Origin of the sequence: Pedobacter cryoconitis (assembly GCF_001590605.1) — a bacterium.
Classification (GTDB): domain Bacteria; phylum Bacteroidota; class Bacteroidia; order Sphingobacteriales; family Sphingobacteriaceae; genus Pedobacter; species Pedobacter cryoconitis_A.
The window spans coordinates 17282-42749 of record NZ_CP014504.1; the positions used below are offsets into that span (position 1 = coordinate 17282).

The following is a 25468-nucleotide window of genomic DNA, read 5'->3' on the forward strand; positions in this document are numbered from 1 at the left end:
AAAAGCTACAGGAAATAGACGCCTTAAAAGCGTTGGGACAATAAAGTTCTTTGACATATTGGAAGAAGTTAATAAAGAAGAGCAAACAACAATAGAGACGTTGTTAGCTTGAAGGAACTACTAGTGTACTTGTACACAAAATGGAACTGTAAGGTTAATAACAGAATAAAAAAGCATTTCCATAGGCGCAAAAGGCTATGGAGAGAAGAAAGTAAGAAAGAGTACACAGGGGATGCCTTGGCTCTCAGAGGCGATGAAGGACGTGATAAGCTGCGATAAGCTCCGGGGATTAGCAAATATGAATTAATCCGGAGATTTCCGAATGGGGAAACCTGGCTAGTTGAAGACTAGTCGCATTACGATGCGCAAACCTGCCGAACTGAAACATCTAAGTAAGCAGAGGAAGAGAAAATAATAATGATTTCCTAAGTAGTGGCGAGCGAACGGGAAAGAGCCCAAACCAGTTATGTTACGGCATATCTGGGGTTGTAGGACTACGATATGGCATTAATGAAATGAAGTGGAACAGGATGGGAAGCCTGGCAAAATAGCGTGAGAGCCGCGTACACGTAAGTAACATTAGTCTAGTAGTATCCTGAGTACCGCGAGGTCGGAGACGCCTTGTGGGAATCTGCCGGCACCATCCGGTAAGGCTAAATACTCCTGAGAGACCGATAGTGAACCAGTACCGTGAGGGAAAGGTGAAAAGAACCCCGAACAGGGGAGTGAAATAGAACCTGAAACTGTGTACTTACAAGCGGTCGGAGCGTCCAGGTGGCGTGACGGCGTGCCTTTTGCATAATGAGCCTACGAGTTACTCTTCTCTGGCAAGGTTAAGTGTTTAAGACACGCAGCCGAAGCGAAAGCGAGTCTGAATAGGGCGTATAGTCAGGGGAGGTAGACGCGAAACCTTGTGATCTACCCATGGACAGGTTGAAGGTGCGGTAACACGTACTGGAGGACCGAACCGATAAACGTTGAAAAGTTTCCGGATGATCTGTGGGTAGGGGTGAAAGGCTAATCAAACTGGGAAATAGCTCGTACTCCCCGAAATGTTTTTAGGAACAGCGTGGTGGTAAAGTTTATTAGAGGTAGAGCTACTGATTGGGTGCGGGGGAGTCAAATCCTACCAAATCCAGACAAACTCCGAATGCTAATAAATATACACTGCAGTGAGGCCCGGGGTGCTAAGGTCACGGGCCGAGAGGGAAAGAACCCAGACCATCAGCTAAGGTCCCCAAGTTACTACTAAGTTGAACTAACGAGGTGCGATTGCCTAGACAGCTAGGATGTTGGCTTGGAAGCAGCCATTCATTTAAAGAGTGCGTAACAGCTCACTAGTCGAGCGATCGTGCATGGATAATAAACGGGCATAAAGTAGTACACCGAAGCTATGGGTAATATTAAATATTACGGTAGGGGAGCATTCCAGCGGCAGCGAAGTTATGACGTAAGTTGTGGTGGAGCTTCTGGAAAAGCAAATGTAGGCATAAGTAACGATAAGGCAGGCGAGAAACCTGCCCACCGAAAGGATAAGGTTTCCTGATCAACGCTAATCGGATCAGGGTTAGTCGGGGCCTAAGGAGAACCCGAAGGGGAAATTCGATGGACAACTGGTTAATATTCCAGTACTTTTTATAACTGCGATGTGGGGACGGAGTAGTGACACTGCCGCGATCTGACGGAATAGATCGTTAAAGACTGTAGGTATTGGAGAGGTAGGCAAATCCGCCACTCTAGCTGAAGGTCGATAGTACCGCAAGCCTTCGGGTAAGTGGATAGCGCAGGTAATCAGACTTCCAAGAAAAACCGCTAAGCTTCAGGTTATAAAAACCCGTACCGCAAACCGACACAGGTATCCGGGAAGAGAATTCTAAGGTGCTCGAGTGAATCATGGCTAAGGAACTCGGCAAAATGGCCCTGTAACTTCGGGAGAAGGGGCGCTGACAGCAATGTCAGCCGCAGTGAAAAGGCCCAGGCGACTGTTTAACAAAAACACATGGCTTTGCAAAATCGAAAGATGAAGTATAAGGCCTGACACCTGCCCGGTGCTGGAAGGTTAAGAGGGGATGTCATCTGTAAGGAGAAGCATTGAATCGAAGCCCCAGTAAACGGCGGCCGTAACTATAACGGTCCTAAGGTAGCGAAATTCCTTGTCGGGTAAGTTCCGACCTGCACGAATGGTGTAACGATCTGGGCGCTGTCTCAGCCATGAGCTCGGTGAAATTGTGGTCCCGGTGAAGACGCCGGGTACCCGCAACGGGACGGAAAGACCCCATGCACCTTCACTACAATTTAACATTGACATTGGATACAGGATGTGTAGGATAGGTGGGAGACTATGAAGTGGCATCGCTAGGTGTTGTGGAGTCAACGTTGAAATACCACCCTTTTTGTATTCGGTGTCTAACCCCTTTCGGGGGGGACATTGTTTGATGGGTAGTTTGACTGGGGTGGTCGCCTCCAAAAAGGTAACGGAGGCTTTCAAAGGTAAGCTCAATACGCTTGGTAACCGTATGAGGAGTGCAATAGCATAAGCTTGCTTGACTGTGAGGCAGACAAGCCGAGCAGGGTCGAAAGACGGATATAGTGATCCGGTGGTTCTGCATGGAAGGGCCATCGCTCAAAGGATAAAAGGTACGCTGGGGATAACAGGCTGATCTCCCCCAAGAGCTCATATCGACGGGGAGGTTTGGCACCTCGATGTCGGCTCGTCACATCCTGGGGCTGGAGAAGGTCCCAAGGGTTCGGCTGTTCGCCGATTAAAGTGGCACGCGAGCTGGGTTCAGAACGTCGCGAGACAGTTCGGTCCCTATCTGTTGTGGGCGTAGGAATTTTGAGTGGGGCTGACCTTAGTACGAGAGGACCGGGTTGGACTAACCTCTAGTGAATCTGTTGTTCCGCCAGGGGCATTGCAGAGTAGCTACGTTGGGAATAGATAAGCGCTGAAAGCATCTAAGTGCGAAACTAGCCACGAGATGAGAATTCCATATAGGACCGTAGCAGACTACTACGTTGATAGGTTACAGATGTAAAGCTGGTGACAGCATAGTCGAGTAATACTAATCATCCGAAGCTTTCAAGAGCAATAAACTGTTGTTTGTTCTTCATAACTAACTTCTTTCAATAATATGTCATCGTTTGATAGCTGAGTCCATAAATGGCAAAGTTAGCAGACCATTACAATATCAATCGAGCAATCGCTGTAGAAAGCGATCAAACAAAAGCTGGATAAAGACATTTAGGTGCCTATATCGGTGGTGTCCACCTCTTCCCATTCCGAACAGAGAAGTTAAGCCCACCAGAGCCGATGGTACTGCGGTAACACGTGGGAGAGTAGGTCGGTGCCAAATCTTAAAGAGAGCCTGTAGGAAACTGCAGGCTTTTCTTGTTTACAGACTTTTTGTGAATCAGCGCTGCAGCTTTTTTGGCATTGATCTCTTTTTTGTAAATAAGCATTGCAGCTATTGATGAGATTTCTGCCGCGTAATTCTAAATCCGCTTTTTTAATCTAAGCAGCATAACATGCTTATCATCAGCTCTGTATATTTCCATCAATAACTGTTTCCCATTGCGATCCTTCAGTATTTCTGTCAATTCATTAAGCTTATAATGTACTACACCCACAAAATTTATAGCTGTAATTTCATCATTTACCTGTAACCCAGCTTCCTCCGCGGGAGATCCAACTTCAATTCTGCCAATATAATAGCGGTCTTTGATACCTTGTATCACATAAATTTCAAGACCAGACATGTCATGCTCGAACTTTGGAACGTCATTATTATTTTTCTTCAGGTATAAAAATCCACCGGTATAATCAAAAGTAACTATGAAATGCCGTAGTATATCAGAACCCAGGCTACCATTCCTTGTTCTTCCTTCCATCGTAGAACGCCCAATGTTATATTCTGGAAACCCTGTCAGTACTTCGTTGAATGTATATGTTCCAAGCTTAATAGCTGAGATCCTGCCCATCGAGCCATTGATGATACCGTTAATCCCAACACCAAGGTTAGCATAAATGGTTTTTGCAGGTAAGGGGAAGGGTTTATCATGCAAAGATTCCATCATCAGCGGGTGGCTGGAGCCATTATCAATAAGCAGATCAACTTCTATATCGCCCAGATCATCTGTCTTTATTTGTGTGGTCAAATAAGGTTTCCCACCCGTAATCTGAATCGGGATCCTGTTTCCCTTAAGCTCTATTTTAGCATCAGGAGCATAAAAAGTAAGCTTGTTAGTATAATAATTGATTTTTACTTTAAAACTGTTAAAGAAATAGTAGCCAAGGATGCCGTAAATTTTAATACCAAGATAATTCGACAAATCGAAGATGTCCTTTTTAAAGATTGCTGTAGGAATACTCTTAATGATGGCTTTGCCTACTTTGGCACTAACATTTCTGGTTAAAACAGCTTCAATGTTATCACCAAATCCGTAGCCTTGAACCTTTACGGTCTTGGCACTTTTAAGATCCAGATTATCCAGAAAAGTGGTGTCTGTAATAATCATTTGTGCTACACCTGTGTCTAATAGAAAATTGTAAGGGCCTTTTCCATTAATGTAAACAGGAATAATGATGAGATTTTTGACTAATATAAAAGGAATTGACTGTTTTTTACGGTTTCCGCTGAACTCAAATCTTTGCGCATGAACAAGAGGAGCTAGTACAAGCAGCAGGTATAACAATACGCCTCCGGTAAGCAATAACTTAGCACAGCTAATTTTCCTGGAGCGTCTTTGGATCATCATGGTACGGGTTATAATTTCCAGAAAATATGCTTTTTGAAAACTATAAGGCAGATCACCTCAGTGAAAGCCGGGGAACGCTAAGCTTAGGGACAAGAAGTATATTTGGTTAGAAATTCTTTATATTAAATATACAAAAAATAATTGTTAAGCTAAGGGCAGAATAATTTGTTATTTGTAGGGTTAATTGATATTTTTAGCTATCTTTGAGCCATCAATAAGACATAAAAACATGAACTGCTTTAAGCAGGACTGTTCAAAAATATTTAGGTGTCTATATCGGTGGTGTCCACCTCTTCCCATTCCGAACAGAGAAGTTAAGCCCACCAGAGCCGATGGTACTGCGGTAACACGTGGGAGAGTAGGTCGGTGCCAAATCTTAAAGAAAGCCTGTAGGAAACTGCAGGCTTTTCTTGGTTCTTGGTTATGATATTTTATTTTAGGGCATATCTATATGCTTTTTATCTTAACACGGTTAAAGAACCTGAAAGGACTTTTCTTCCATTTTTAGGATCTATTAAATAATAATACACCCCTACCGGCACATATTCACCGTTATATTTTCCATCCCAGTTCTTTGCAGCACCAGTTCCACTATACACTTTTCCGCCATATCTATTGAATACATTGATGGTGGCCTGTGGATAACTGCTCAAATATTTAATATTCCATTCATCATTAATACCGTCCCCATTTGGCGTAAAAGTATTGGGGATTTCCGGATTCTGTAGCACATATATAAATACATCATCTGTAGCGGAACATCCCTGTGACGTTGTTACTGTCAATTGATAGGTAACATCGCGTGAAGGTGATGCGACAGGATTAGGTATATCATCCCTGTCCAGACCAGTCGATGGGCTCCATTTATAGCTTAAGCTTAAATAGGATGAAGCAGTTACTGCTGCTGTCAATTGTACTTCTCCACCTTCCAAAACGGTTTGGTCTTTCCCGGCGTTTACAGTCGGAGTACCAAAAACCATAATATCCTGTGTTTTGGCTACTGAAGAACAACCATTATCTGGCATAAATGAATAAGTTATAGTATGTTTTCCTGCACCTGCCAACGCAGGATCAAACAGGCCGGAAGTACTGACTCCGTCGCCGGAATAAATACCCTTGCCTGGTAGTAAACCAGAAATCTCTCTGCCCTGGGTTAACTGAAATGGAGAGGCTGAACTACATATTGTTGCTGGTAATGCATCAAAAACCACATTGGGCACAGCGAGTAAAGTAATCGGAATAGTTCGTTCATCGATGCAGGAAAGCCCAGAATAAACAACCATTCGTACTTTGAATACTCTAGTCGCAGGAGTATTAAATACGGGGTAAAGATGCTTGTATAACCTTGGTGCGGCAAGCCGTAATTGTGGGTTGTTATCTGTTTCTACAACCAAAGGATTATTTTCCGAATCATAATACCAGTCAATACGGGTGATCTGTCCGAAATCTACTGTTGCATGATCTTCAAATAACACCTCCCTATCACTACAAAACGCCGTATTGTTCTGCACCGTAAAGTCAGCTTTGGGGGCAATGCCGTTTACGCGGAATGTTTTTTCTATAGTCCGTCCACATCCATTTCTGAACACGGTCAGTTGGGTGAGGTATTCTCCTGTATGGGTATAAATATGCTGCCCGTCTCTTTCTGTAGAAGTTGGGTTCGGCGAACCAGGATCTCCAAAATCCCATAAATAAGTAATCTGGGTATTAGCATCATTGGCAGTTATGGTTTGATTGGTGAATTTTGCAGCAGCGTCTTTCAAACAAATGTCCGGCATCTCAAAATCCACTTTATCTACTGGCATAATTACATCGAACTTAACGATATTACTGGTAACTTGTGTGATAATGCAGCCTGAATGAGCTATAGCACGACGGTAGTACATGGTTTGCTGAATTAATCCGGGTTTATAGTCTTTCGCCACGGCACCAGCTATATCCTGGTAAGTAATTCCATCTGGAGAAGATTGCCATTGGTAAGTATAAGAGCCTGCTCCTGTTATTATTGGGGCTCCTTCTAGTTGATCAGGAATTCCTTCGATACAAAATGTCGTATTCGACGGAGACTTAATCTTATTGTTGCTTACATCTGGTACTCCTATCATTACATCCCCGGAAATTGAGATTTGACCACTATAATTGCTTCCTGGCACTGTTCCGGCAGTGCCTGTTTCATAAGAAGTATTGCTGCCTGGAAAAGAATTTATCAACGGACTTATTCTGCGATTAGTATTCGCAATGGTGCGTGTAGGGTCTAAGTACTGTACTTGTGCATTACTTTTATAAACTCCAACTGAAGTACCGCAATTAATCCGCGCTGTAAGTGTGATCAAAACCGTATCGCCCGGAGAAATGTTAAAATATCCGAATACAGGTATGTTGTCATCGCTATTAAAATTACTAATACTGATTGGCCCACCAGCATCTCCGGTATAAGTTACGGTTGCTGAATTATATGAAAAACCAGTGGGAAGTTGTACCTTAACTTGTACGCCGCCAGCATTTCCTCCATTGGGAAAATTGCTTGTTTTAATCTGATAGCTTACCAGATCTCCTGGATAATGAACCTCATTAGGGCTGACCTTTGCTATTACTGTGTTGAGTTCGGGATAACACACAGTTCCTCCACCTTGTAAATAATCAGGAAGATCTGGCACTAAAAAAGGAACTTCATGTCCATTCTGTCCATCGGTGGCAAAATCATGTCCTGTCAAGTCTAAGAAACCGGCGATACCTTTATTTACAGTTACATTAACTGTTGAGGGTGGAAGAGAATGAAATACTTCACCACCACCACCGCCACCACCGGGGCCGTGCGCACCACCGCTGTCAGATGTTGTACTCCCTCCATTCCCTCCATTGGCCTGAATTTTAAATAAGGCCGATGGGTCAGGATCAGTAACTTTGATGAATACTGTACCTCCTGCACCACCACCACCTGCTCCGTCAGCATTGCTATTGAACAGTCCAATCTTTCCATTGCTTCCGTTTGCCTTGATTTCTCCGGTCCCCGTTATCCGGCCAACATTAATCAGGATAATCCCACCACCAACTCCACCTTTTACACCATCCAGCGCATTGTCAGCCTGACCGGCTCCACCTCCACCTCCCATAATCAGCCTGCTCAACTCTGGCTTTAGCAAATCATAGTTCACTGATCCTGGTCTTCCACCATTTGGAAAAGAGCCGGGAGCATTGAGAGAGGAAACGCCATTGCCACCCAAGCCGCCAGCACCGCCATTTGCACCACCGCCACCGCCAGCATTAAATTCATTTCCACCACCACCTGCGTTACCGGGAGCACCTTTACCATAGGATCCCATAGGCAACCCCTCAACTTGGTTGTCAACCTGATTAAAGCCATCCCACATGTACCGGGGTGTTCCAGCTATACCTTCTCCTTTGCAAGAGGCGCGGTAGTCGGTGGAAAGGGTAACATATAATGCAGCTAAGTTTTGGCTTACACCGGTAGCTGGTCCATATCCGCCGCGAAAGCCTCTTGCAGAAGCATCTACCTGAAATCCATTAAAGTTCATGGTTCCAGACACGTCAAATGCAATAATTCCTCCTGCCTTTCCATTAAAAGGCGGAGTTTTGATATCTTTAGTTAAAGTAAGGTTAGAATACTGAGGAATCCTGACAATCTGAAATGTCCTTGCTCCGCGGTCAGAGACAGCTGGAGCGTTTGTATAGCTATTAACGATTCCTTTTGTTGCACCAATCCCCCTAAAGGTTAAAATGCCACCGCTAAGTGGAACAGCGTTAGTCGCAATCACATATTCGAATTTGCCACTATTATCCAGACTGATGTACCCTGTGCCACCAAGTCCATCATACCCTGATTTGTCATCATTGGAACCATAAAAGGCATCATTTGTGAAATTTATGACTGCATCCTGCATTTGAATAATTAATAACATATCTCCGGCACTGATAGGAGTAATGCCAAAATTATTGCCATAAATATCATTTGCAGGTACAGGAGCGAGCAAGATACTTTTTGCCCCCATTGGTAAATTTATATTTCCTTGCGGTGGGAAATAAGTATTAATTGAACTGGAAACATTTACAGGTCCATCCAGACCCGGTGTGCCACAAGTTTGTGCCTGTAATGCTGAGCATAAAAAAAACAGCACTAAAAGTAGAGATATTCTTTTCATTCTTTATTGAGCGTATCAATCAGATTTTGAATGAAATTAATGATAAAATTTATGATTACAATATTTTATTAACAAATTCATTTACAGATATATATGTATTTATTTTTATGGAAAAACTAAAACATTATAGCAACTTAAAACCCTGAATAGAATCAATAAGATATGTCAAATCATTTATTTCAGTGCCTGGTTTTTCCAGAGTTTTCGGTTGCATCGTAATCAGCAAGGTTTCTTACCCAGAATATATGGATCAGTTACATTTGGTTGTGTCTCTTGTGCTATGAAAAAAGTCGTAAGATAAGCTTGTATGTTACTGGATAAAGGGGCTATTGGTCTTATAGGAAACCCACCGCTGCTAGTCGTTGATTTAATTGCGAACAGTTTACATCCATTTGGACAAGGTGGAACAGCATTAAGATCAGAAAAATTATAAAGAGTATAACTATTACTTGAAAACGGACTACCAGACCCGTCATATATATACCATGCTTTTGCCATAATAAACGATTCTTTTATAAATCAAAAAGAGATCAGAAAACTTTAATTATGCCTACTCTTTTTCAGGTTTTCGGCTGCTCCATGATTGGCTGTTTTATAGTATTAATTTACGAAGACATCAGCTGTTTTAACAGGGTCAATAGTTACTATCTCTGTCATGCCCGCGATTTTAAACCCTTATCATTCAGCCACTCTATGAACTGGATGTAAAACAATAAAATATCATAAGTTAAGCCCAAAGAATATAGCTAGTTTTGTTCCGTCAATTGAAAATGAAATGAAATTAGCAATTAATGGTTTTGGTAGGATAGGACGTGTATTTTTACGGACTGCACTGGAAAAAAATATCAATGTGGTCGCTATAAACGATCTTGGTGATCCGGCAACTTTAGCACATCTGTTTAAATATGATACGGTTCACCGTGGTTTTAAGGGTGAAGTAACCTTTGATCAGGAAGCGCTGATTATTAACGGAAAACGAATTAACGTTTACCGCGAAGCCCAACCAGAGAATCTACCCTGGAAAGCTTTGGATATAGATATTGTACTGGAATCTACTGGGAAATTTACAACCAGAACAGGTGCAGGCAAACATCTACTGGCAGGTGCAAAACAAGTACTCATCTCTGCCCCGGCAGATAAAGACATTCCTATGTTCGTACTGGGAGTTAATGATTCAGTACTGGACTTGAGTGCAGAGATTATTTCTAACGCTTCCTGTACCACGAATAATGTAGCACCAATGGTCAAGATCCTCGATGATAAATGGGGGATTCTTGATGGTTATATAACTACTATACATTCCATGACTGGTGATCAGAACCTGCATGATGCACCACATAAAGATTTAAGAAGAGCAAGAGCTGCTTCTGCTTCGATTATTCCTACCAGTACAGGAGCTGCAAAAGCAATCACCAATATTTTTCCGCATCTGGAAGGTAAATTGGGAGGAGCAGGAATCCGTGTTCCGGTATTAAACGGGTCATTGACTGATTTTACTTGTATTCTTAAGGAGAAAGCCACGATAGAAGAAATTAATGCAGCTTTTAAATCAGCTGCTGAAAATGAAATGAAAGCTGTACTGGAATATACAGAAGACCCGATTGTTTCAGTAGATATCCTGGATAATCAGCACTCTTGTATTTTTGATGCGCAGCTTACGTCTATTGTTGGAGATCTGGTTAAAGTGGTGGGCTGGTATGATAATGAGTCCGGTTATTCCGCAAGACTGGTAGACTTGGTTCTTAAAATTTCAGCAAGTCATGATTAGAAGGATCTCTCCGGCAGAGACACTGCATCTTAGAAGTACAGTGTTATGGGGCAACAGACCATTGGCAGATTGTGGTCTGGCTACTGATGCGATAGACAATGGGTTCCATCTGGGTTGTTTTGAAGAGGATAAGCTGGTTTCTATCGGTACATTTATACCCGAAAATTATAAAGAAAAAGGCGACGGAGGTTTCAGATTGCGTGCTATGGCTACCGATCCGGCTTATACAGGGCGTGGTTTTGGTGCAGCATTAATAAATTTTGCAATCAATGAGCTGAGATCGGTTCATGCTTCTTATATTTGGTGTAATGCAAGGACTGTTGCTGTAGGTTTTTACAGCAGATTAGGGTTTGAAGTCATTTCTGAGGAATTCGAAATTCCAGGAGTCGGCCCGCATTTTGATATGTTTAGCCAAATAGCCGAAAAATAAATTTATAACATGAAGGTTGTGATTCATCATTGATGATGTGCATGACTTTTTTTAACACCTAAAAATTAGATACAAGATGAAAACAGTTGACCAATGTGATTTCAAGGATAAGAAAGCTTTAGTAAGGGTAGATTTTAATGTGCCTTTGGATAAGGAATTCAATATTACAGACGATAAAAGAATGCGTGCTGCATTGCCAACAATCACTAAAATTTTGAATGATGGTGGTGCTGTAATTTTAATGTCACACTTAGGCCGTCCAAAAGGAGGTCCTGAAAATCAATTTTCGCTGAAACATATTTTAGGTGATTTATCAAGAATGCTTGATCTTGAAGTTAAATTTGCGGATGATTGTATTGGCGCTTCTGCTGTTGATGCAGCCAGAAACCTTGTTCCCGGACAGGTTCTGTTATTAGAAAACCTTCGTTTTTACAAAGAAGAAGAAAAAGGAGATAAAGATTTTGCAGCTAAACTTGCAAAATTAGGCGATGTATATGTAAATGACGCTTTTGGTACAGCTCACCGTGCACATGCTTCTACTTCAATTATTGCTGAGTTTTTTCCAACAGAAAAATACTTTGGTTATCTGATGGCTGAAGAGCTGAAAAATGCAGAGAAAATCAATAACAATGCAGAGAAACCTTTCACTGCGATTATGGGTGGCGCGAAAGTATCAGACAAAATCCTTTTGATTGAGAGCTTACTTGAAAAAGTAGATAACCTGATTATTGGTGGTGGTATGGCTTATACTTTCAGTAAAGCACAAGGTGGTGAAATCGGTACTTCTTTATTGGAAGCAGATCGTATGGAGCTTTGTTTGCAATTGCTGGAAAAAGCGAAGGCAAAAGGTGTAAATATCATTTTACCACTGGATACTGTTATCGCTGATAAATTTGACAATAATGCTGAAAAGAAAAATGTTGACGCAGGTCATATCCCGGCAGACTGGATGGGATTAGATATTGGTCCTAAGTCTGTTGAACTTTTCTCTGAAGTGATTAAGAAATCAAAAACGTTATTATGGAATGGTCCGATGGGCGTTTTCGAAATGGCTAATTTTGAGCAGGGTACACGTGCAGTTGCCAATGCAGTTGTAGCGGCTACCAAAGAAAATGGTGCATTTTCTTTAATTGGTGGTGGTGACTCTGCTGCTGCAATTGCTAAATTCAACCTGGAAGATGAAGTAAGTTATGTTTCTACTGGTGGTGGTGCCTTGCTTGAATACATGGAAGGTAAAGAACTGCCTGGCGTTAAGGCTATTAACGGATAAGGTTAAAACCAATAAAATTTCCACAGGATCACGATCCTTTTTGAAGGCCGCTTTTTTAAGTGGCCTTTTTTCATGTATAGTGGTAGAATGTGGGGCATAATTTATGTTGATAACTTTTTTGTGGTAGATTGTGGTAAAAAGTGGTAGAAGTATCTATTTTTACACTACATAAAAAGTGTAGATACTAAAATGGTTCAACTACTTGGAGAATTTGATTGTAAATTGGATACGAAAGGCCGCATGATGGTCCCTTCGAATCTGAAAAAACAATTGCCAAACGTTGAGCAAGAGGGACTTGTGATAAACAGAGGTTTTGAAAAGCATTTGGTGATCTACCCTAAAAAAGTGTGGGAAGGCATAGTGGAAGAGCTGAGTAAACTGAACCAATACGAGAAGAAAACGAGAGAATTTATTCGGTTTTTTACCCGTGGCGCGACAGAATTGACGCTGGATGCTTCGGGTAGAGTCAATCTTCCGAAGTCATTATTGGAATTTGCAGGTATAGATGGCGAAGTAATTTTGTCTTGTCAGTTTGATAAAATAGAGCTTTGGTCTAAAACTGCTTATGACAATTTACTGGATAGTGAGCCGGAAGATTTTGCAAATCTGGCGGAAGAAGTGATGGGAAATAAAAACAGGGGGGAAGATGGAAAATAATTATCATGTGCCAGTACTTTTGCAGGAATGTATTGATGGGTTGAATATCAAGCCTGATGGCGTGTATGTGGATGTTACTTTTGGCGGAGGCGGCCATTCAAGAGAAATCTTGTCTAAACTGGGCAAAGATGGCGTACTCATCGCTTTTGATCAGGATCCTGATGCGCAGCGTAACAAGATTGATGATCCCCGCTTTTTATTTGTTGATCAGAATTTCGCTTTCTTAAAAAATAATCTTCGTTTGTTAGGTTATAAGCAGGTAGATGGTATTCTGGCTGACCTTGGTGTTTCTTCACATCAGTTCAATGAGCCTGAAAGAGGCTTCTCTACCCGTTTCGAATCTTCTTTGGATATGCGTATGGATAAACAAGGCAAGCTCACTGCTGCTGCTGTTTTAAATACTTATACTGAAGATAAACTGCATAAAATATTTGGGATCTATGGTGAGGTTAAAAATGCGAAATCATTAGCCAGAGCGGTGGTAACATCCCGCGCCGGACAACCTATTGTTACCCTGGCTGATTTTAAAGCAGCAGCAGGTGCACACATCCCTAAGGGAAAAGAAAATAAATACATGGCACAGGTGTTTCAGGCTTTACGGATCGAAGTGAACGCGGAGATCGAAGTACTGGAAAGCTTTTTATTGCAAACTGCTGAGGTATTAAGCCCTGGTGGCAGATTGGTAGTGATGTCTTACCATTCACTGGAAGACAGGCCGGTAAAGAATTTTATTGCTAAAGGAAAGATCAGAGGTGAAGCAGATAAAGATTTCTTTGGGAATGAAGAAAAACCATATAAAGTAATTACGCGTAAAGCAGTGATTGCTGAACAGGACGAGCTGGAAAGAAACAGCAGGTCCAGAAGTGCAAAGTTGAGAATTGGAGAAAGAATCTAAGATATGAATAACCAGTTCAGAGCAGATGAGGTAGAGGACGAAGAGGAATTACCAGAAGAACCGGTAATTCGTTTAAAGAAGCCTAAAAAGGAAAAGAAGGAGTCTGAAAATGCTAACCTTTTCTTTAAAAAGCTTTTTGTGGATGGCGTAGTGACTAAAGAAGCCGCTACTGCCATGTTGCCTTTTCTTATCTTTTTGTCGCTGTTGACGATGCTTTACATCGCAAACAGCCATATGGCGGTTAAAAATATCAGAGATATAGATAAATTAAATAAAGAAGTAAAAGAACTAAGCTGGGAATATAAATCACTGAAAGCTGATTTAATGTTCAAAAGCAAGTTAACGGAAGTAGCTAAAAAAGTAGATACGTTAGGCATTAAGGAGCTAACAGAGCCTCCTAAAAAAATTATCATAAATAGTGATGAACATTAGAGCTAACATACTATTACGTGTTTATCTGTCCTTCGGACTGATTGTACTGCTTGCCGTGGCAGTATTGGTCAGATTATGCGATGTACAATTTGTAGAGGGGCATAAATGGCGTGCCATGGCCGATAGTCTCTCTACAAAGTATATCAATGTGGATGCTGCACGTGGTAATATTTATTCTAATGATGGAAGCCTGTTAGCTACATCTGTACCTGAGTACGAATTGAGAATGGACTTGTACGCTGGTGGAATTAGTGAGAATAAAGTTTTTTATGCCAAAGTGGATTCTCTGGCGATGAAACTTTCACAGTTTTTTCTGGATAAAACGCCAAAAGAATATTCACGTATGCTGCGTACTGCCAGAGCAGACAGTGTCAGGTATTTATTGATCAAGCGTAAAGTGAATTATCAGCAGCTCAAGGAATTGAGGACTTTCCCATTGTATAATATTGGAAAGTATAGTGGTGGTTTAATGGCTATTCAGCAGAACAAAAGAATTTTACCTTTTCAGAACCTGGCAAAAAGGACGATTGGGTATAAAAATGAAAACGTTTCCAACGGCGTAGGGCTGGAAGGTGCTTACGGTAATTATATTAATGGGGAAAGTGGTAAAAGGTTAGTACAGCGTATTGCAGGTGGTGTTTGGATGCCGGTTAATGATGAGGCTGAAATTGCACCGAAAGAAGGAGCTGATATTATTTCTACGATCGATATTAATATGCAGGATCTGGCGCAGAGTGCATTAGAGAAGCAAATGATTAAAAGTGATGCAGACCACGGGACAGTGATTTTGATGGAAGTGGCGACTGGTGAAGTCAGGGCAGTTGCGAATTTTACCAGGGAGAGTGAAGGTGTTTATAAGGAAATGTTCAATTATGCGATTGGTGGAAGCCAGGACCCGGGATCTACTTTCAAGCTGGCCTCTTATATGGCTTTGCTGGAAGATAAAAAAATCGATACGAACACTATCGTGGATACTGGAAATGGGGTTTACAGGCTTTATAACCATAATATAAAAGATTCCCATGGGGGCGTAGGAGTGGTAACTGCTAAAAAGGCATTTGAAGTTTCATCAAATACGGCAGTAGCCAAATTTATTTATGCCGCTTATAAAGATAGCCCTAAACAGTTTACGGATCATTTATATCGGATCCATATGAATGAAAGACTGGGATTGCAAATTCCAGGGGAAACAAAACCGGTCATTAAGAATCCTTCTTATAAGTCCTGGAGTGGTTTGACCTTGGCGCAGATGGCTTATGGTTATGAAATGCAGATTACTCCACTGCAAATTTTGACGTTTTATAATGCCATCGCCAATGATGGGAAGTATATATCGCCAATTTTTGTAAAAGAAATCAGAAGGTTGGGAAACCCGATTGAACAGTTTCATGCCAGGGTAATCAGTGAAAGAGTTTGTTCTGAAACAACAGTGAAAAAATTGCAGGCGATGCTGGAAGGCGTGGTCACAGAAGGTACTGGTAAACTGATGGGGTCGCCGTTTTACAGGGTAGCCGGAAAAACAGGTACTGCGCAGGTGGCAGATGGTAATAAAGGTTATAAAGCGAAGAGAAGTTATCAGGCTTCTTTTTGTGGATATTTTCCGGCTGATAAGCCTAAGTACTCAATTATGGTTTCTATCAACGGACCGAAAAATGGGTATTATGGTGGATCGGTTGCAGGACCGGTATTTAAAGAAATTGCAGACCGTATTTACGCAAGTGATGCGCAGATGTATAATAATGTGACTGACCATTTGGTTGGAAACACTAAAAGTCCGGAAGCGAAAGCAGGACAGAGTAAGGCTGTGAAAAGTGTTTACAATGCCTTGGGAATTAAAGCGCTTTATGCTGCTAAATCTGACTATTTCAATAGTATAGATACCAGCAATGGGATTGTTTATCAGGAATATAGTTCTGTAAAAGGTATGATGCCTAATGTAAGTGGAATGGGCTTGAAAGATGCCTTATACCTTTTGGGAAATGCTGGTTTAAAAACGCAGGTTAAGGGAAGTGGAAAAGTAATAAGCCAGTCGATTCCTTCGGGGATGAAGATTGGAAGTGGATTATTGGTACAATTAGAATTGAAATAAGATGCAGTTGCAGGATGTTTTATATGGAGTAGCGATTAATAACCTGGTTGGAAAAACCAACAGGGTAATTAGTGCGCTTACGTTTGACTCACGTGAGGTACAGCGAGGTGCTGTATTTTTTGCAGTAAAGGGAACTTTGTCAGACGGACATACTTTTATTAACCAGACTATTGCTGCAGGAGCAACAGTTATTATTTGTGAGCAGACACCAGCAGAGATCAATCCTGAAGTGACTTATATCGTGGTAGAAAATACTTCGGTTGCATTGGGGATTATGGCTTCCAACTATTACGGAAATCCTTCTTCTTCTTTAAAACTGGTTGGGATTACCGGAACAAATGGTAAAACAACGATTGCTACTATTTTATTTAAGTTATTCAGAAGCCTTGGTTTCCATACCGGATTAATTTCTACGGTACAAAATCAGGTGAACGATAAAATAATCCCTGCTACACACACTACACCAAATCCACTGGCGCTGAACCAGCTCTTGAAGCAGATGGTTGAGCTGGGTTGTACTTATTGCTTTATGGAAGTAAGTTCTCATGCGATGGTGCAGCACAGGATAGAGGGATTGACTTTTGCTGGTGGTGTATTTTCAAATATCACACACGATCATCTTGATTTTCATCAAACGTTTGATAATTATATTAAAGCTAAAAAATCATTTTTTGATTCCCTTCCGAAAGGTTCTTTTGCATTGACTAATTCTGATGATAAAAATGGAATGGTCATGCTGCAGAATACCAGGGCTTCTAAAAAAACTTATGCTTTAAAACAACTGGCTGATTATAAAGTAAGTATTATTGAGAACAGGTTTAGTGGTTTAAATCTTGAAATTGATCATACAGACGTATTTTTCAAACTGGTAGGTTCATTTAATGCCTATAACCTGGCTGCTGTTTATGGTACGGCTATGTTATTAGGTCAGGATAAACTTCAGGTATTAACGTTGCTGAGTAACCTGACTGGTGCTGAAGGCAGATTTGAAGAAGTACCTAATTCAAAACAGATTATTGGCCTGGTGGATTATGCACATACACCTGACGCTGTTCAGAATGTGTTGAGTACCATTCATGACATCAGAAAAGGTACGGAGCAGGTAATCACTGTGATTGGTTGTGGTGGGGACAGAGATAAAACTAAACGTCCGGTGATGGCCCAGGTGGCTTGTGACTGGAGTGATAAAGTAATCCTGACTTCAGATAATCCAAGAACGGAAGATCCGCATCAGATTCTTGCGGAGATGGAAGTTGGTGTATCGCCAACTAACCGCAGAAAAACATTAACGATCGCTGATCGTAAAGAAGCTATAAAAACTGCTTGTCATTTAGCCAGACCAGGTGATATTATCCTGATTGCGGGTAAAGGACATGAAAAATATCAGGATATCAATGGAGTAAAGTATCATTTTGATGATAAAGAAGTGTTAATGGAACAATTAAACTTAATCAGCTAATGCTATATTATCTATTTGAATATTTAAATGCCCATTACGAATTTCCTGGATTAAGGTTGTTCCAGTATATTACGTTCCGTACTTCGCTGGCGATTATCATTTCGTTGATTATTACCACTGTTTTTGGAAGAAGGATTATTAATTATCTGCACAAAATGCAGGTAGGGGAAACAGTAAGGAATTTAGGTTTGGAAGGACAAATGCAGAAACAAGGTACGCCAACTATGGGTGGGGTGATGATTCTGATGGGTATCCTGATCCCGACTTTATTGCTGGCCAACCTGACTAATGTATATGTGTTACTAATGATTGTAACGACGGTATGGATGGGTGCGGTGGGTTTTGTGGATGATTATATCAAAGTATTTAAGAAAAATAAAGAGGGTCTTGCCGGTAGATTTAAAATTGTCGGACAGGTAGGGTTAGCGTTAATCATTGGCTGGACGATGTATTTCAATCCTAATATTGTAGTGAGACAAACTGTGGATGAAACAGGGGTGAGCAAAAATTCGGCACCAATGGTCCTTCGACAAAAAGGAGAAAAATTCTATTACACACAGGATGTAAAATCAACGATTACCAATATTCCTTTTTATAAAAATAACGAATTTGACTATGCGAAGGTGCTTAAGTTTTTAGGCCCTGGTTATGAGAAATATGCGGTCTTTGTTTTCATCCTTTTTGTGGTGATTATCATTACGGCAGTTTCTAATGGCGCGAATTTAACGGATGGTATAGATGGCCTGGCAACTGGTACTTCTGCGATTATAGGGATCACCCTGGGATTGTTAGCGTATGTTTCGGGTAACACGGTGATTGCAGATTATCTGAATATCCTGTATATCCCCAATTCCGGTGAGCTGATGATTTTTGCTGGTGCTTTTGTGGGGGCCTGTGTCGGGTTCTTGTGGTATAATTCTTATCCTGCCCAGGTTTTTATGGGGGATACGGGAAGTCTGGCTATTGGAGGTATTATCGCTGCATTGGCCATTATGATCAGGAAAGAATTACTGATCCCGATTTTATGCGGGGTGTTCCTGATCGAGGTGACTTCGGTTATGCTCCAGGTATCTTATTTTAAATACACTAAAAAACGCTTTGGAGAGGGCAAACGGATCTTCCTGATGTCACCATTGCACCATCATTATCAGAAAAAAGGATACCATGAAGCAAAAATTGTTACGCGCTTCTGGATTGTAGGAATATTATTGGCCATTATTACCATAATCACTTTAAAACTGAGATAATGGAAAAGCAAAGGATCGTTATACTCGGAGCTGGTGAAAGCGGTGTAGGTGCTGCAATTCTTGCGCAGAAGCAGGGCTTTGATGTTTTTGTTTCAGATTTCGGGGCAATTGCCGGCCGTTATAAAGAAACATTGGTGGAACTGAATATTGCATTTGAAGAAAAACAGCATACTGTTGCTTCGATCATCAATGCAAATGAAGTAATTAAGAGTCCCGGAATTGCAGATTCTGTGTCTATTATCAAAGAACTGAAAAAGAAAAACATCCCGGTGATCTCAGAGATTGAGTTTGCTAAAAGATACACGACTGCAAAAACTATTTGTATTACCGGGTCAAATGGCAAAACAACAACAACGATGCTGACTTACCATATCCTAAAAAAAGCAGGCTTAAATGTAGGTCTTGCTGGTAATATAGGACATAGTTTTGCAGCACAGGTAGCTACAGAAAATTTCGATTGGTATGTACTGGAAATATCGAGCTTTATGCTGGACGATATGTATGATTTCAGAGCTGATATCGCTGTACTTTTAAACATTACGCCTGACCATCTGGACAGGTACGATTACAAAATGACAAATTACGCAGCTTCAAAAATGCGTATCGTACAGAATCAGAGACCTGAAGATCATTTTATCTTTTGTGCCGATGATGAAGAAACCCTGAAGGCTTTGAAAAGCACGAAGGTAAATTCACAGAAATGCCCATTCTCTATTCGTAAAAAAGTAGAAGGCGGAGCTTATCTGGAAGGCAACAATATTCATATCAATATAAATCCAAAAGACCATTTAACCATGTCAATTTCAGAGTTAGCTTTACAAGGCAAGCACAATATCTACAACTCTATGGCTTCGGGCATAGTCGCTAAAGTGTTGGAAATCCGCAATGTGACCATCAGAGAGAGTATGGGAGATATTAAAAATATTGAACACCGGTTGGAGCATGTCGCCAAGATTTCGGGTGTGGATTATATCAACGATTCAAAAGCAACTAACGTTAACTCTACCTGGTATGCGCTGGAAAGTGTAAATACTGACGTAATCCTGATTATGGGTGGTGTGGATAAGGGCAATGATTATGATATGCTGAAAGATCTGGTTAAGCAAAAAGTGAAAGCTATTGTTTGCCTGGGTAAAAATAATAAACGTATTCATGAAGCTTTTGAGGATGATGTGGAAATTATTGTCAATACGTTCTCTGCAAATGAAGCCGTACAGGTAGCTTATCACCTGGCAACAAAAGGAAATACCGTATTGTTGTCACCAGCTTGTGCAAGTTTTGATTTGTTTAAGAATTATGAAGACCGTGGAAACCAATTCAAAATGGCTGTAAAAGAATTATAACAATGGGTACAGTACAGGCGCTTTTAGAGAAAACCAAAGGGGACCGCTGGATATGGCTGATCATTATCCTGTTGTCTTTGATTTCTATTTTTGCGGTTTATAGTGCAACGGGTACACTCGCTTATAAACAAGGCAAAACTGTAGAGAAAATACTGCTCACCAAACACTTGATTTTTGTGGTGATGGGGATTGGTATGATCTATATTGCGCATTTAGTAGATTATCAATATTATGCGGGGATTTCAAAGATCCTGATGATTATTACGATTCCGCTGCTGTTTTATACCCTGGTTTTTGGAACGAGTTTAAACGATGCATCCAGGTGGGTTAAGATTCCGATTATCGGATTGACTTTTCAAACTTCCGATTTAGCAAAATTGGCACTGATTACGTTTCTGGCCAGAATGCTGACCAGGAAACAGGAAAATATTAAAGACGTAAAGACTTCCTTTATCCCGATTATGGGCTCTGTTTGTGTGGTCTTTGTCTTAATTGCACTTGCCAATTTATCAACAGCATTGATGTTGTTTGGGGTAAGTATCTTACTGTTAATCATCGGCCGGATCAGTATTAAACAAATATTGGTTGTTTGTGCGGGTGGTTTTGTATTGCTGATGTTTGTTGTTTTCCTGGGACCAAGACGTGAAACTTATAAATCCCGTGTTAATTCTTACCTGCATCCTGAGAAACAGCATTCAGATAAAACATACCAGGCAGATCAGGCGAAGATTGCACTGGCATCCGGGGGGATTTTTGGAAAAGGGCCTGGAAATAGTACACAGCGTAACTTCCTGCCTCACCCTTATTCCGATTTTATTTTTGCGATCATCGTGGAGGAATACGGTTTATTTGGGGCATTGATTATTATCGTACTGTATCTGGTACTGCTTTACCGATGCGTCAGAATTGTCACCCAGAGTCCGAAGGCGTTCGGGGCACTGCTCGCCGCCGGACTGAGTTTTAGTTTGACTATACAGGCTTTTGCAAATATGGCAGTAGCAGTAGGATTAGGGCCCGTAACAGGTGTCCCTTTGCCGTTAGTAAGCATGGGTGGTACTTCGATGATCTTTACGAGTATAGCTTTTGGAATTATCCTGAGCGTCAGCAGGGACGTAGAAGAAAATGGTAAAAAAGGTTTAAGCGAAGATTTGACTAAACCAGCAAGTAAAATGAATAAAGTGATTGTTGGTGAGTTACCAGCGATGACATAAAATATATAAAATGAGACCAACAAAAATAATCATTTCGGGAGGCGGTACTGGCGGACACATTTTTCCTGCCATTGCTATAGCTAATGCGTTGAAGCGCATAGCGCCTGATTGTGAAATATTATTTGTAGGTGCAACAGGCAGAATGGAAATGGAAAAGGTTCCTGCTGCCGGCTACAAAATTGTAGGCTTGAATATCAGCGGTATCCAAAGAGGTTCAATACTGAAAAATTTGAGTTTGCCTTTTAAGCTGATTGACAGCATGCAAAAAGCATTAAAATTAATTGCAACTTTTAAACCTGATGTGGTGGTTGGTGTTGGTGGTTATGCCTCAGGTCCGATTTTATTTGCAGCTTCCTGGAAGAATGTCCCATACCTGATACAAGAGCAGAATTCATATGCTGGTATGACCAACAAAAGGCTAGGGAAAAAGGCTTCGAAAATATGCGTGGCTTTTGATGGGATGGAGCAGTTCTTCCCAGCTGATCGTTTGTTGAAAACGGGTAATCCTGTACGTAAAGACGTAGTTGAAATTTACAACAAGCGTTTTCACGGAGCAGAATTGCTGAAACTGGACCCGTTGAAGAAGACTGTTCTGGTAACAGGCGGAAGTCTTGGTGCTGCCACATTGAATAAAAGTATTGAAAAGCATTTGCAGGATTTTATAGACCAGGATGTACAGTTAATCTGGCAAACAGGTAAATATTATTATGCAGGGATTATAGAACGTATTGGTGGGAGTTTTCACCCGAATATACGTGTGCTGGAATTTTTGAACCAGATGGATCTGGCTTATGCAGCTGCCGATGTCATTATATCAAGAGCAGGAGCAGGGACAATTGCTGAACTCTGCCTGATTAAAAAACCGGTGATCCTGGTGCCTTCGCCTAATGTAGCTGAAGATCATCAGACCAAAAATGCAATGGCATTAGTGAAAAGAAACGCGGCCCTTTTAATCAATGACCGCTCAGCGGAGGATACTTTGGTTTCACAGGCGCTGGAATTATTAAAAGATGAAGTTCGTTGTGCACAATTGTCAGTAAATATCGGGGAAATGGCTTTGCCACAAGCTGATGAGCTGATTGCAAGAGAAGTATTTAAATTAGTCGTAAAGAAAGATATATAGATGGAACTGGATTTAATCAAACGCGTTTATTTTATTGGTGCCGGTGGTATCGGAATGAGTGCGCTTGCGCGTTATTTCAAAAAACGCGGCTGCCTGGTAGGCGGATATGATAAAACCAGAACTGTTTTGACTAGTCATCTGGAGGAAGAAGGAATTCTGATTTCTTATGTAGATGAGCTGAGTTCATTGCCTGCAGGATTTGAAGTGACAGCGGCCGATACGCTGATTGTGTATACGCCAGCGATTCCGAAAAATTCGGTATTGCTGAATTATTTCAGGGATCATGGTTTCAACTTACAGAAACGTTCTCAGGTATTAGGGATTATTAGTAAAGGACAGTTTTGCATTGCTGTTGCGGGTACGCATGGTAAGACAACCACTTCTTCTATTGTAGCCCATATTCTGACGGATACTGGTTATGGATGTACTGCATTCTTAGGCGGAATCGCAACAAACTATCAAAGTAACTTCTTGCTGGGTGACAATAATGTCGTAGTGGTGGAGGCAGATGAGTATGACCGTTCTTTCTTAACCTTACATCCGGATATCGCTGTGATTACTTCGATGGATGCAGATCACCTGGATATTTATGGAGATGCTGCACAATTACACGAGTCATTTCAGCTGTTTGCTAAACAGTTAAAACCAGGTGGCACTTTGTTCTTTAAAGATGGATTGCCGATTGCTGAAGGAATAACTTATGGTAGTGATACAACTGCTACTGTTCAAGCCTTAAACATCAGGGTAGAACAGGGGAGTTTTGTTTTTGATTACCAGGACGAAAAAGTAAGTATTACGGATATACCGTTGATGCTTCCTGGAAAACATAATGTAGAAAATGCTACAGTTGCGATAGCAGTGGCAATCAGATTAGGAATTGATCCGGTTAAAGTGAAAGCTGCAGTTGCGAATTTTAAAGGGGTAAAAAGACGTTTTGAATATGTAGTCCGTGAGGATAAACATATTTATATTGATGATTATGCACATCATCCGGAAGAATTACGTGCTTGTTTTCATGCGGTGCGACAATTATATCCGGATAAGAAGATGACTGTTGTATTTCAACCGCATCTTTTTAGCCGTACACGTGATTTTGCAAATGAGTTTGCAGAAGTTTTAAGTACGGTGGATTCGTTATTACTGCTGGATATTTATCCTGCAAGAGAGTTACCAATGGAAGGGATTAATTCAGAATTTTTACGCGCAAAACTAACGCTTGAAAACAGTGGGGTTTATTCGAATGAAGAAGTACTGAAATATGTAAAGGAAAACCAACCTGAGTTATTGGTTACTGTGGGAGCAGGGGATATTGATACTTTGATTCAACCGTTAAAAAATATTTTGACCAATGTTTAAAAGAATTGACTGGAAATTTGTTTTTAAATGTTTTGCCTGGATTTTTTGTCTTGGCGGAATAGTTACCCTAATGAGCTTTGTATCGGTAAAAAAACATACAGTTAATGTAACTAATATAAAAATTCTTATTCCAGGAGCAGATAATTTTATCGAAAGAGAAGAAATTGATGCGATATTGAAACAGAGCCAGGGCCAGTTAATCGGACGTAAACTGGAAGAGATTAACCTGCACGCAATTGAAGAAAAAATAAAGTCAAATCCTTATATAGCATTGTCTACAGTTTATGCAGATATGGACGGCGTAATTCATATTGAAATTAGTCAGAGACAACCTTTATTGAGAATTATAAGTTCAAGCGGACAGGATTTTTATATTGATAAAAATGGACTTAAAATGCCTGTGTCTCCGAACTTTACGGCAAATGTAGTGGTGGCAAATGGTAAGATTTTAGAGCATTTTAGTGGCAGGGTAGATACCTTGATTACCAAAATGGCTTCAGATTTGTATAAAACGGCATTATTTTTGAAAAAAGATACTTTGTGGGACTCACAAATTGAACAAATATTTGTTAATGATAAAGATGATATTGAATTGATACCAAGAGTGGGTAACCAGCGTATCATTTTAGGGAATGCGGATTCTCTTCAAACGAAAATGACCAATCTGATGACCTTTTACAAAGAGGCGATGCCAAAAGTAGGTTGGGACACTTATAAAACCATAAACATAAAATACACCAATCAGATTGTTTGTGAAAAGAACAACATGGATTCCGTATTGGGGTCTGTTGGCAAAGTAAGGCTTGCAAAACCAACAATTGCCTCTGCAAGGAAAGTAATGGATTCGCTGGTGAGGGCTGAAGTTGCTGCAGAGCTTAGGAATAATCCCCAGGGACTTCCAGAGGGCGAGGCTGCAGAAAAGGTAAATACTCCAGTTGTAGTTAAAGCTGCACCTAAACCAGGGATGGTGATCCATAAGCCGGTAAAAGTTGTACCTCATCAGGCAAAGGTTACCGTAGTGAAGCCGGAACATAAAGCAGCTAAAACTACTGTAAACAAACCAGTGGTGAAAGCGGAAAAGAAATGGGTGAAGACGGAGCAGAAGCCGGTGAAAACCAAGCAGAAGCCTGTAAAAACCGAAAATAAACCAGTAAAAGCTGTCGTCAAGCCTGCTGCAGTTAAACCAGCAAAAGCTAAAGTCACAGCAAAACCAGTGAAAGAAACAAAACACACCAGTGATAATAATTAGTATATAATTCGACAAATAAATATA

At 40.9% G+C, this 25468-nt stretch carries 16 protein-coding genes and 3 rRNA genes; 17 read left to right on the top strand and 2 right to left on the bottom strand.

What is annotated here, in order from left to right; genetic code table 11:
* Positions 1-205 precede the first annotated feature (205 nt).
* Both AY601_RS00080 and rrf (AY601_RS00085) read left to right on the top strand, forming a co-directional pair.
* Positions 206-3085: ribosomal RNA gene (locus AY601_RS00080) — 23S ribosomal RNA — on the top strand.
* A 156-nt stretch (positions 3086-3241) separates the two neighbouring features.
* Positions 3242-3353, top strand: a 5S ribosomal RNA gene (rrf, locus tag AY601_RS00085).
* A 139-nt stretch (positions 3354-3492) separates the two neighbouring features.
* Here rrf (AY601_RS00085) and AY601_RS00090 read toward each other — a convergent pair.
* Positions 3493-4755 carry an aspartyl protease family protein gene (locus AY601_RS00090; protein ID WP_068394984.1) on the bottom strand — a complete coding sequence of 421 codons (1263 nt, stop codon included), beginning with the start codon at positions 4753-4755 and terminating at the stop codon, positions 3493-3495.
* A gap of 263 nt (positions 4756-5018) precedes the next feature.
* Here AY601_RS00090 and rrf (AY601_RS00095) point away from each other — a divergent pair.
* Positions 5019-5130 (top strand): 5S ribosomal RNA (rrf, locus tag AY601_RS00095).
* A gap of 83 nt (positions 5131-5213) precedes the next feature.
* Here rrf (AY601_RS00095) and AY601_RS00100 read toward each other — a convergent pair.
* A complete protein-coding gene (locus AY601_RS00100) occupies positions 5214-8915 on the bottom strand; it encodes a gliding motility-associated C-terminal domain-containing protein (RefSeq protein WP_157287629.1) in 3702 nt (1233 codons plus the stop codon).
* Positions 8916-9690: 775 nt separating this feature from the next.
* Here AY601_RS00100 and gap point away from each other — a divergent pair.
* The 14 genes from gap to AY601_RS00180 all read left to right on the top strand — a co-directional run bounded on the left by gap (position 9691) and on the right by AY601_RS00180 (position 25444).
* Positions 9691-10683 carry a type I glyceraldehyde-3-phosphate dehydrogenase gene (gene gap, locus AY601_RS00115; RefSeq protein ID WP_068394994.1) on the top strand — a complete coding sequence of 331 codons (993 nt, stop codon included), beginning with the start codon at positions 9691-9693 and terminating at the stop codon, positions 10681-10683.
* Positions 10676-11113: a GNAT family N-acetyltransferase gene (locus tag AY601_RS00120; protein WP_068394996.1), complete on the top strand. Its 438-nt coding sequence runs from the start codon at positions 10676-10678 to the stop codon at positions 11111-11113. Before gap ends, AY601_RS00120 begins: the two co-directional genes overlap by 8 nt.
* Before the next feature lie 76 nt (positions 11114-11189).
* Positions 11190-12383: a phosphoglycerate kinase gene (locus tag AY601_RS00125; protein WP_068394998.1), complete on the top strand. Its 1194-nt coding sequence runs from the start codon at positions 11190-11192 to the stop codon at positions 12381-12383.
* A 189-nt stretch (positions 12384-12572) separates the two neighbouring features.
* A complete protein-coding gene (gene mraZ / locus AY601_RS00130; protein WP_041883311.1) occupies positions 12573-13040 on the top strand; it encodes a division/cell wall cluster transcriptional repressor MraZ in 468 nt (155 codons plus the stop codon).
* Positions 13030-13935, top strand: a complete 906-nt coding sequence (rsmH, locus tag AY601_RS00135) for a 16S rRNA (cytosine(1402)-N(4))-methyltransferase RsmH (protein WP_068395000.1) — start codon at positions 13030-13032, stop codon at positions 13933-13935. The genes mraZ and rsmH overlap by 11 nt, the downstream gene beginning before the upstream one ends.
* Before the next feature lie 3 nt (positions 13936-13938).
* Positions 13939-14367, top strand: a complete 429-nt coding sequence (locus AY601_RS00140) for an FtsL-like putative cell division protein (protein WP_068395002.1) — start codon at positions 13939-13941, stop codon at positions 14365-14367.
* The gene (locus AY601_RS00145; RefSeq protein ID WP_068395004.1) at positions 14357-16456 is read left to right on the top strand and encodes a penicillin-binding protein; all 2100 of its coding nucleotides are present in this window, start codon (positions 14357-14359) and stop codon (positions 16454-16456) included. The genes AY601_RS00140 and AY601_RS00145 overlap by 11 nt, the downstream gene beginning before the upstream one ends.
* A 1-nt stretch (position 16457) precedes the next feature.
* Positions 16458-17915 carry a UDP-N-acetylmuramoyl-L-alanyl-D-glutamate--2,6-diaminopimelate ligase gene (locus AY601_RS00150; protein WP_068395006.1) on the top strand — a complete coding sequence of 486 codons (1458 nt, stop codon included), beginning with the start codon at positions 16458-16460 and terminating at the stop codon, positions 17913-17915.
* Complete coding sequence (gene mraY, locus AY601_RS00155) at positions 17915-19162, top strand: phospho-N-acetylmuramoyl-pentapeptide-transferase (protein ID WP_068395008.1); 1248 nt, start codon at positions 17915-17917, stop codon at positions 19160-19162. The genes AY601_RS00150 and mraY overlap by 1 nt, the downstream gene beginning before the upstream one ends.
* Positions 19162-20505 carry a UDP-N-acetylmuramoyl-L-alanine--D-glutamate ligase gene (gene murD, locus AY601_RS00160; RefSeq protein ID WP_068395010.1) on the top strand — a complete coding sequence of 448 codons (1344 nt, stop codon included), beginning with the start codon at positions 19162-19164 and terminating at the stop codon, positions 20503-20505. The genes mraY and murD overlap by 1 nt, the downstream gene beginning before the upstream one ends.
* Positions 20506-20507: 2 nt before the next feature.
* Positions 20508-21716: an FtsW/RodA/SpoVE family cell cycle protein gene (locus AY601_RS00165; RefSeq protein WP_068395012.1), complete on the top strand. Its 1209-nt coding sequence runs from the start codon at positions 20508-20510 to the stop codon at positions 21714-21716.
* 10 nt (positions 21717-21726) lie between these two features.
* Positions 21727-22839, top strand: coding sequence for an undecaprenyldiphospho-muramoylpentapeptide beta-N-acetylglucosaminyltransferase (gene murG, locus AY601_RS00170; RefSeq protein ID WP_068395014.1), 1113 nt, complete (start codon positions 21727-21729; stop codon positions 22837-22839).
* Entirely contained in the window at positions 22840-24195 is a 1356-nt protein-coding gene (gene murC / locus AY601_RS00175; RefSeq protein WP_068395017.1) for a UDP-N-acetylmuramate--L-alanine ligase, read from the top strand. It begins immediately after the preceding gene.
* Positions 24188-25444: a cell division protein FtsQ gene (locus tag AY601_RS00180; protein ID WP_198163578.1), complete on the top strand. Its 1257-nt coding sequence runs from the start codon at positions 24188-24190 to the stop codon at positions 25442-25444. The genes murC and AY601_RS00180 overlap by 8 nt, the downstream gene beginning before the upstream one ends.
* Positions 25445-25468 lie beyond the last annotated feature (24 nt).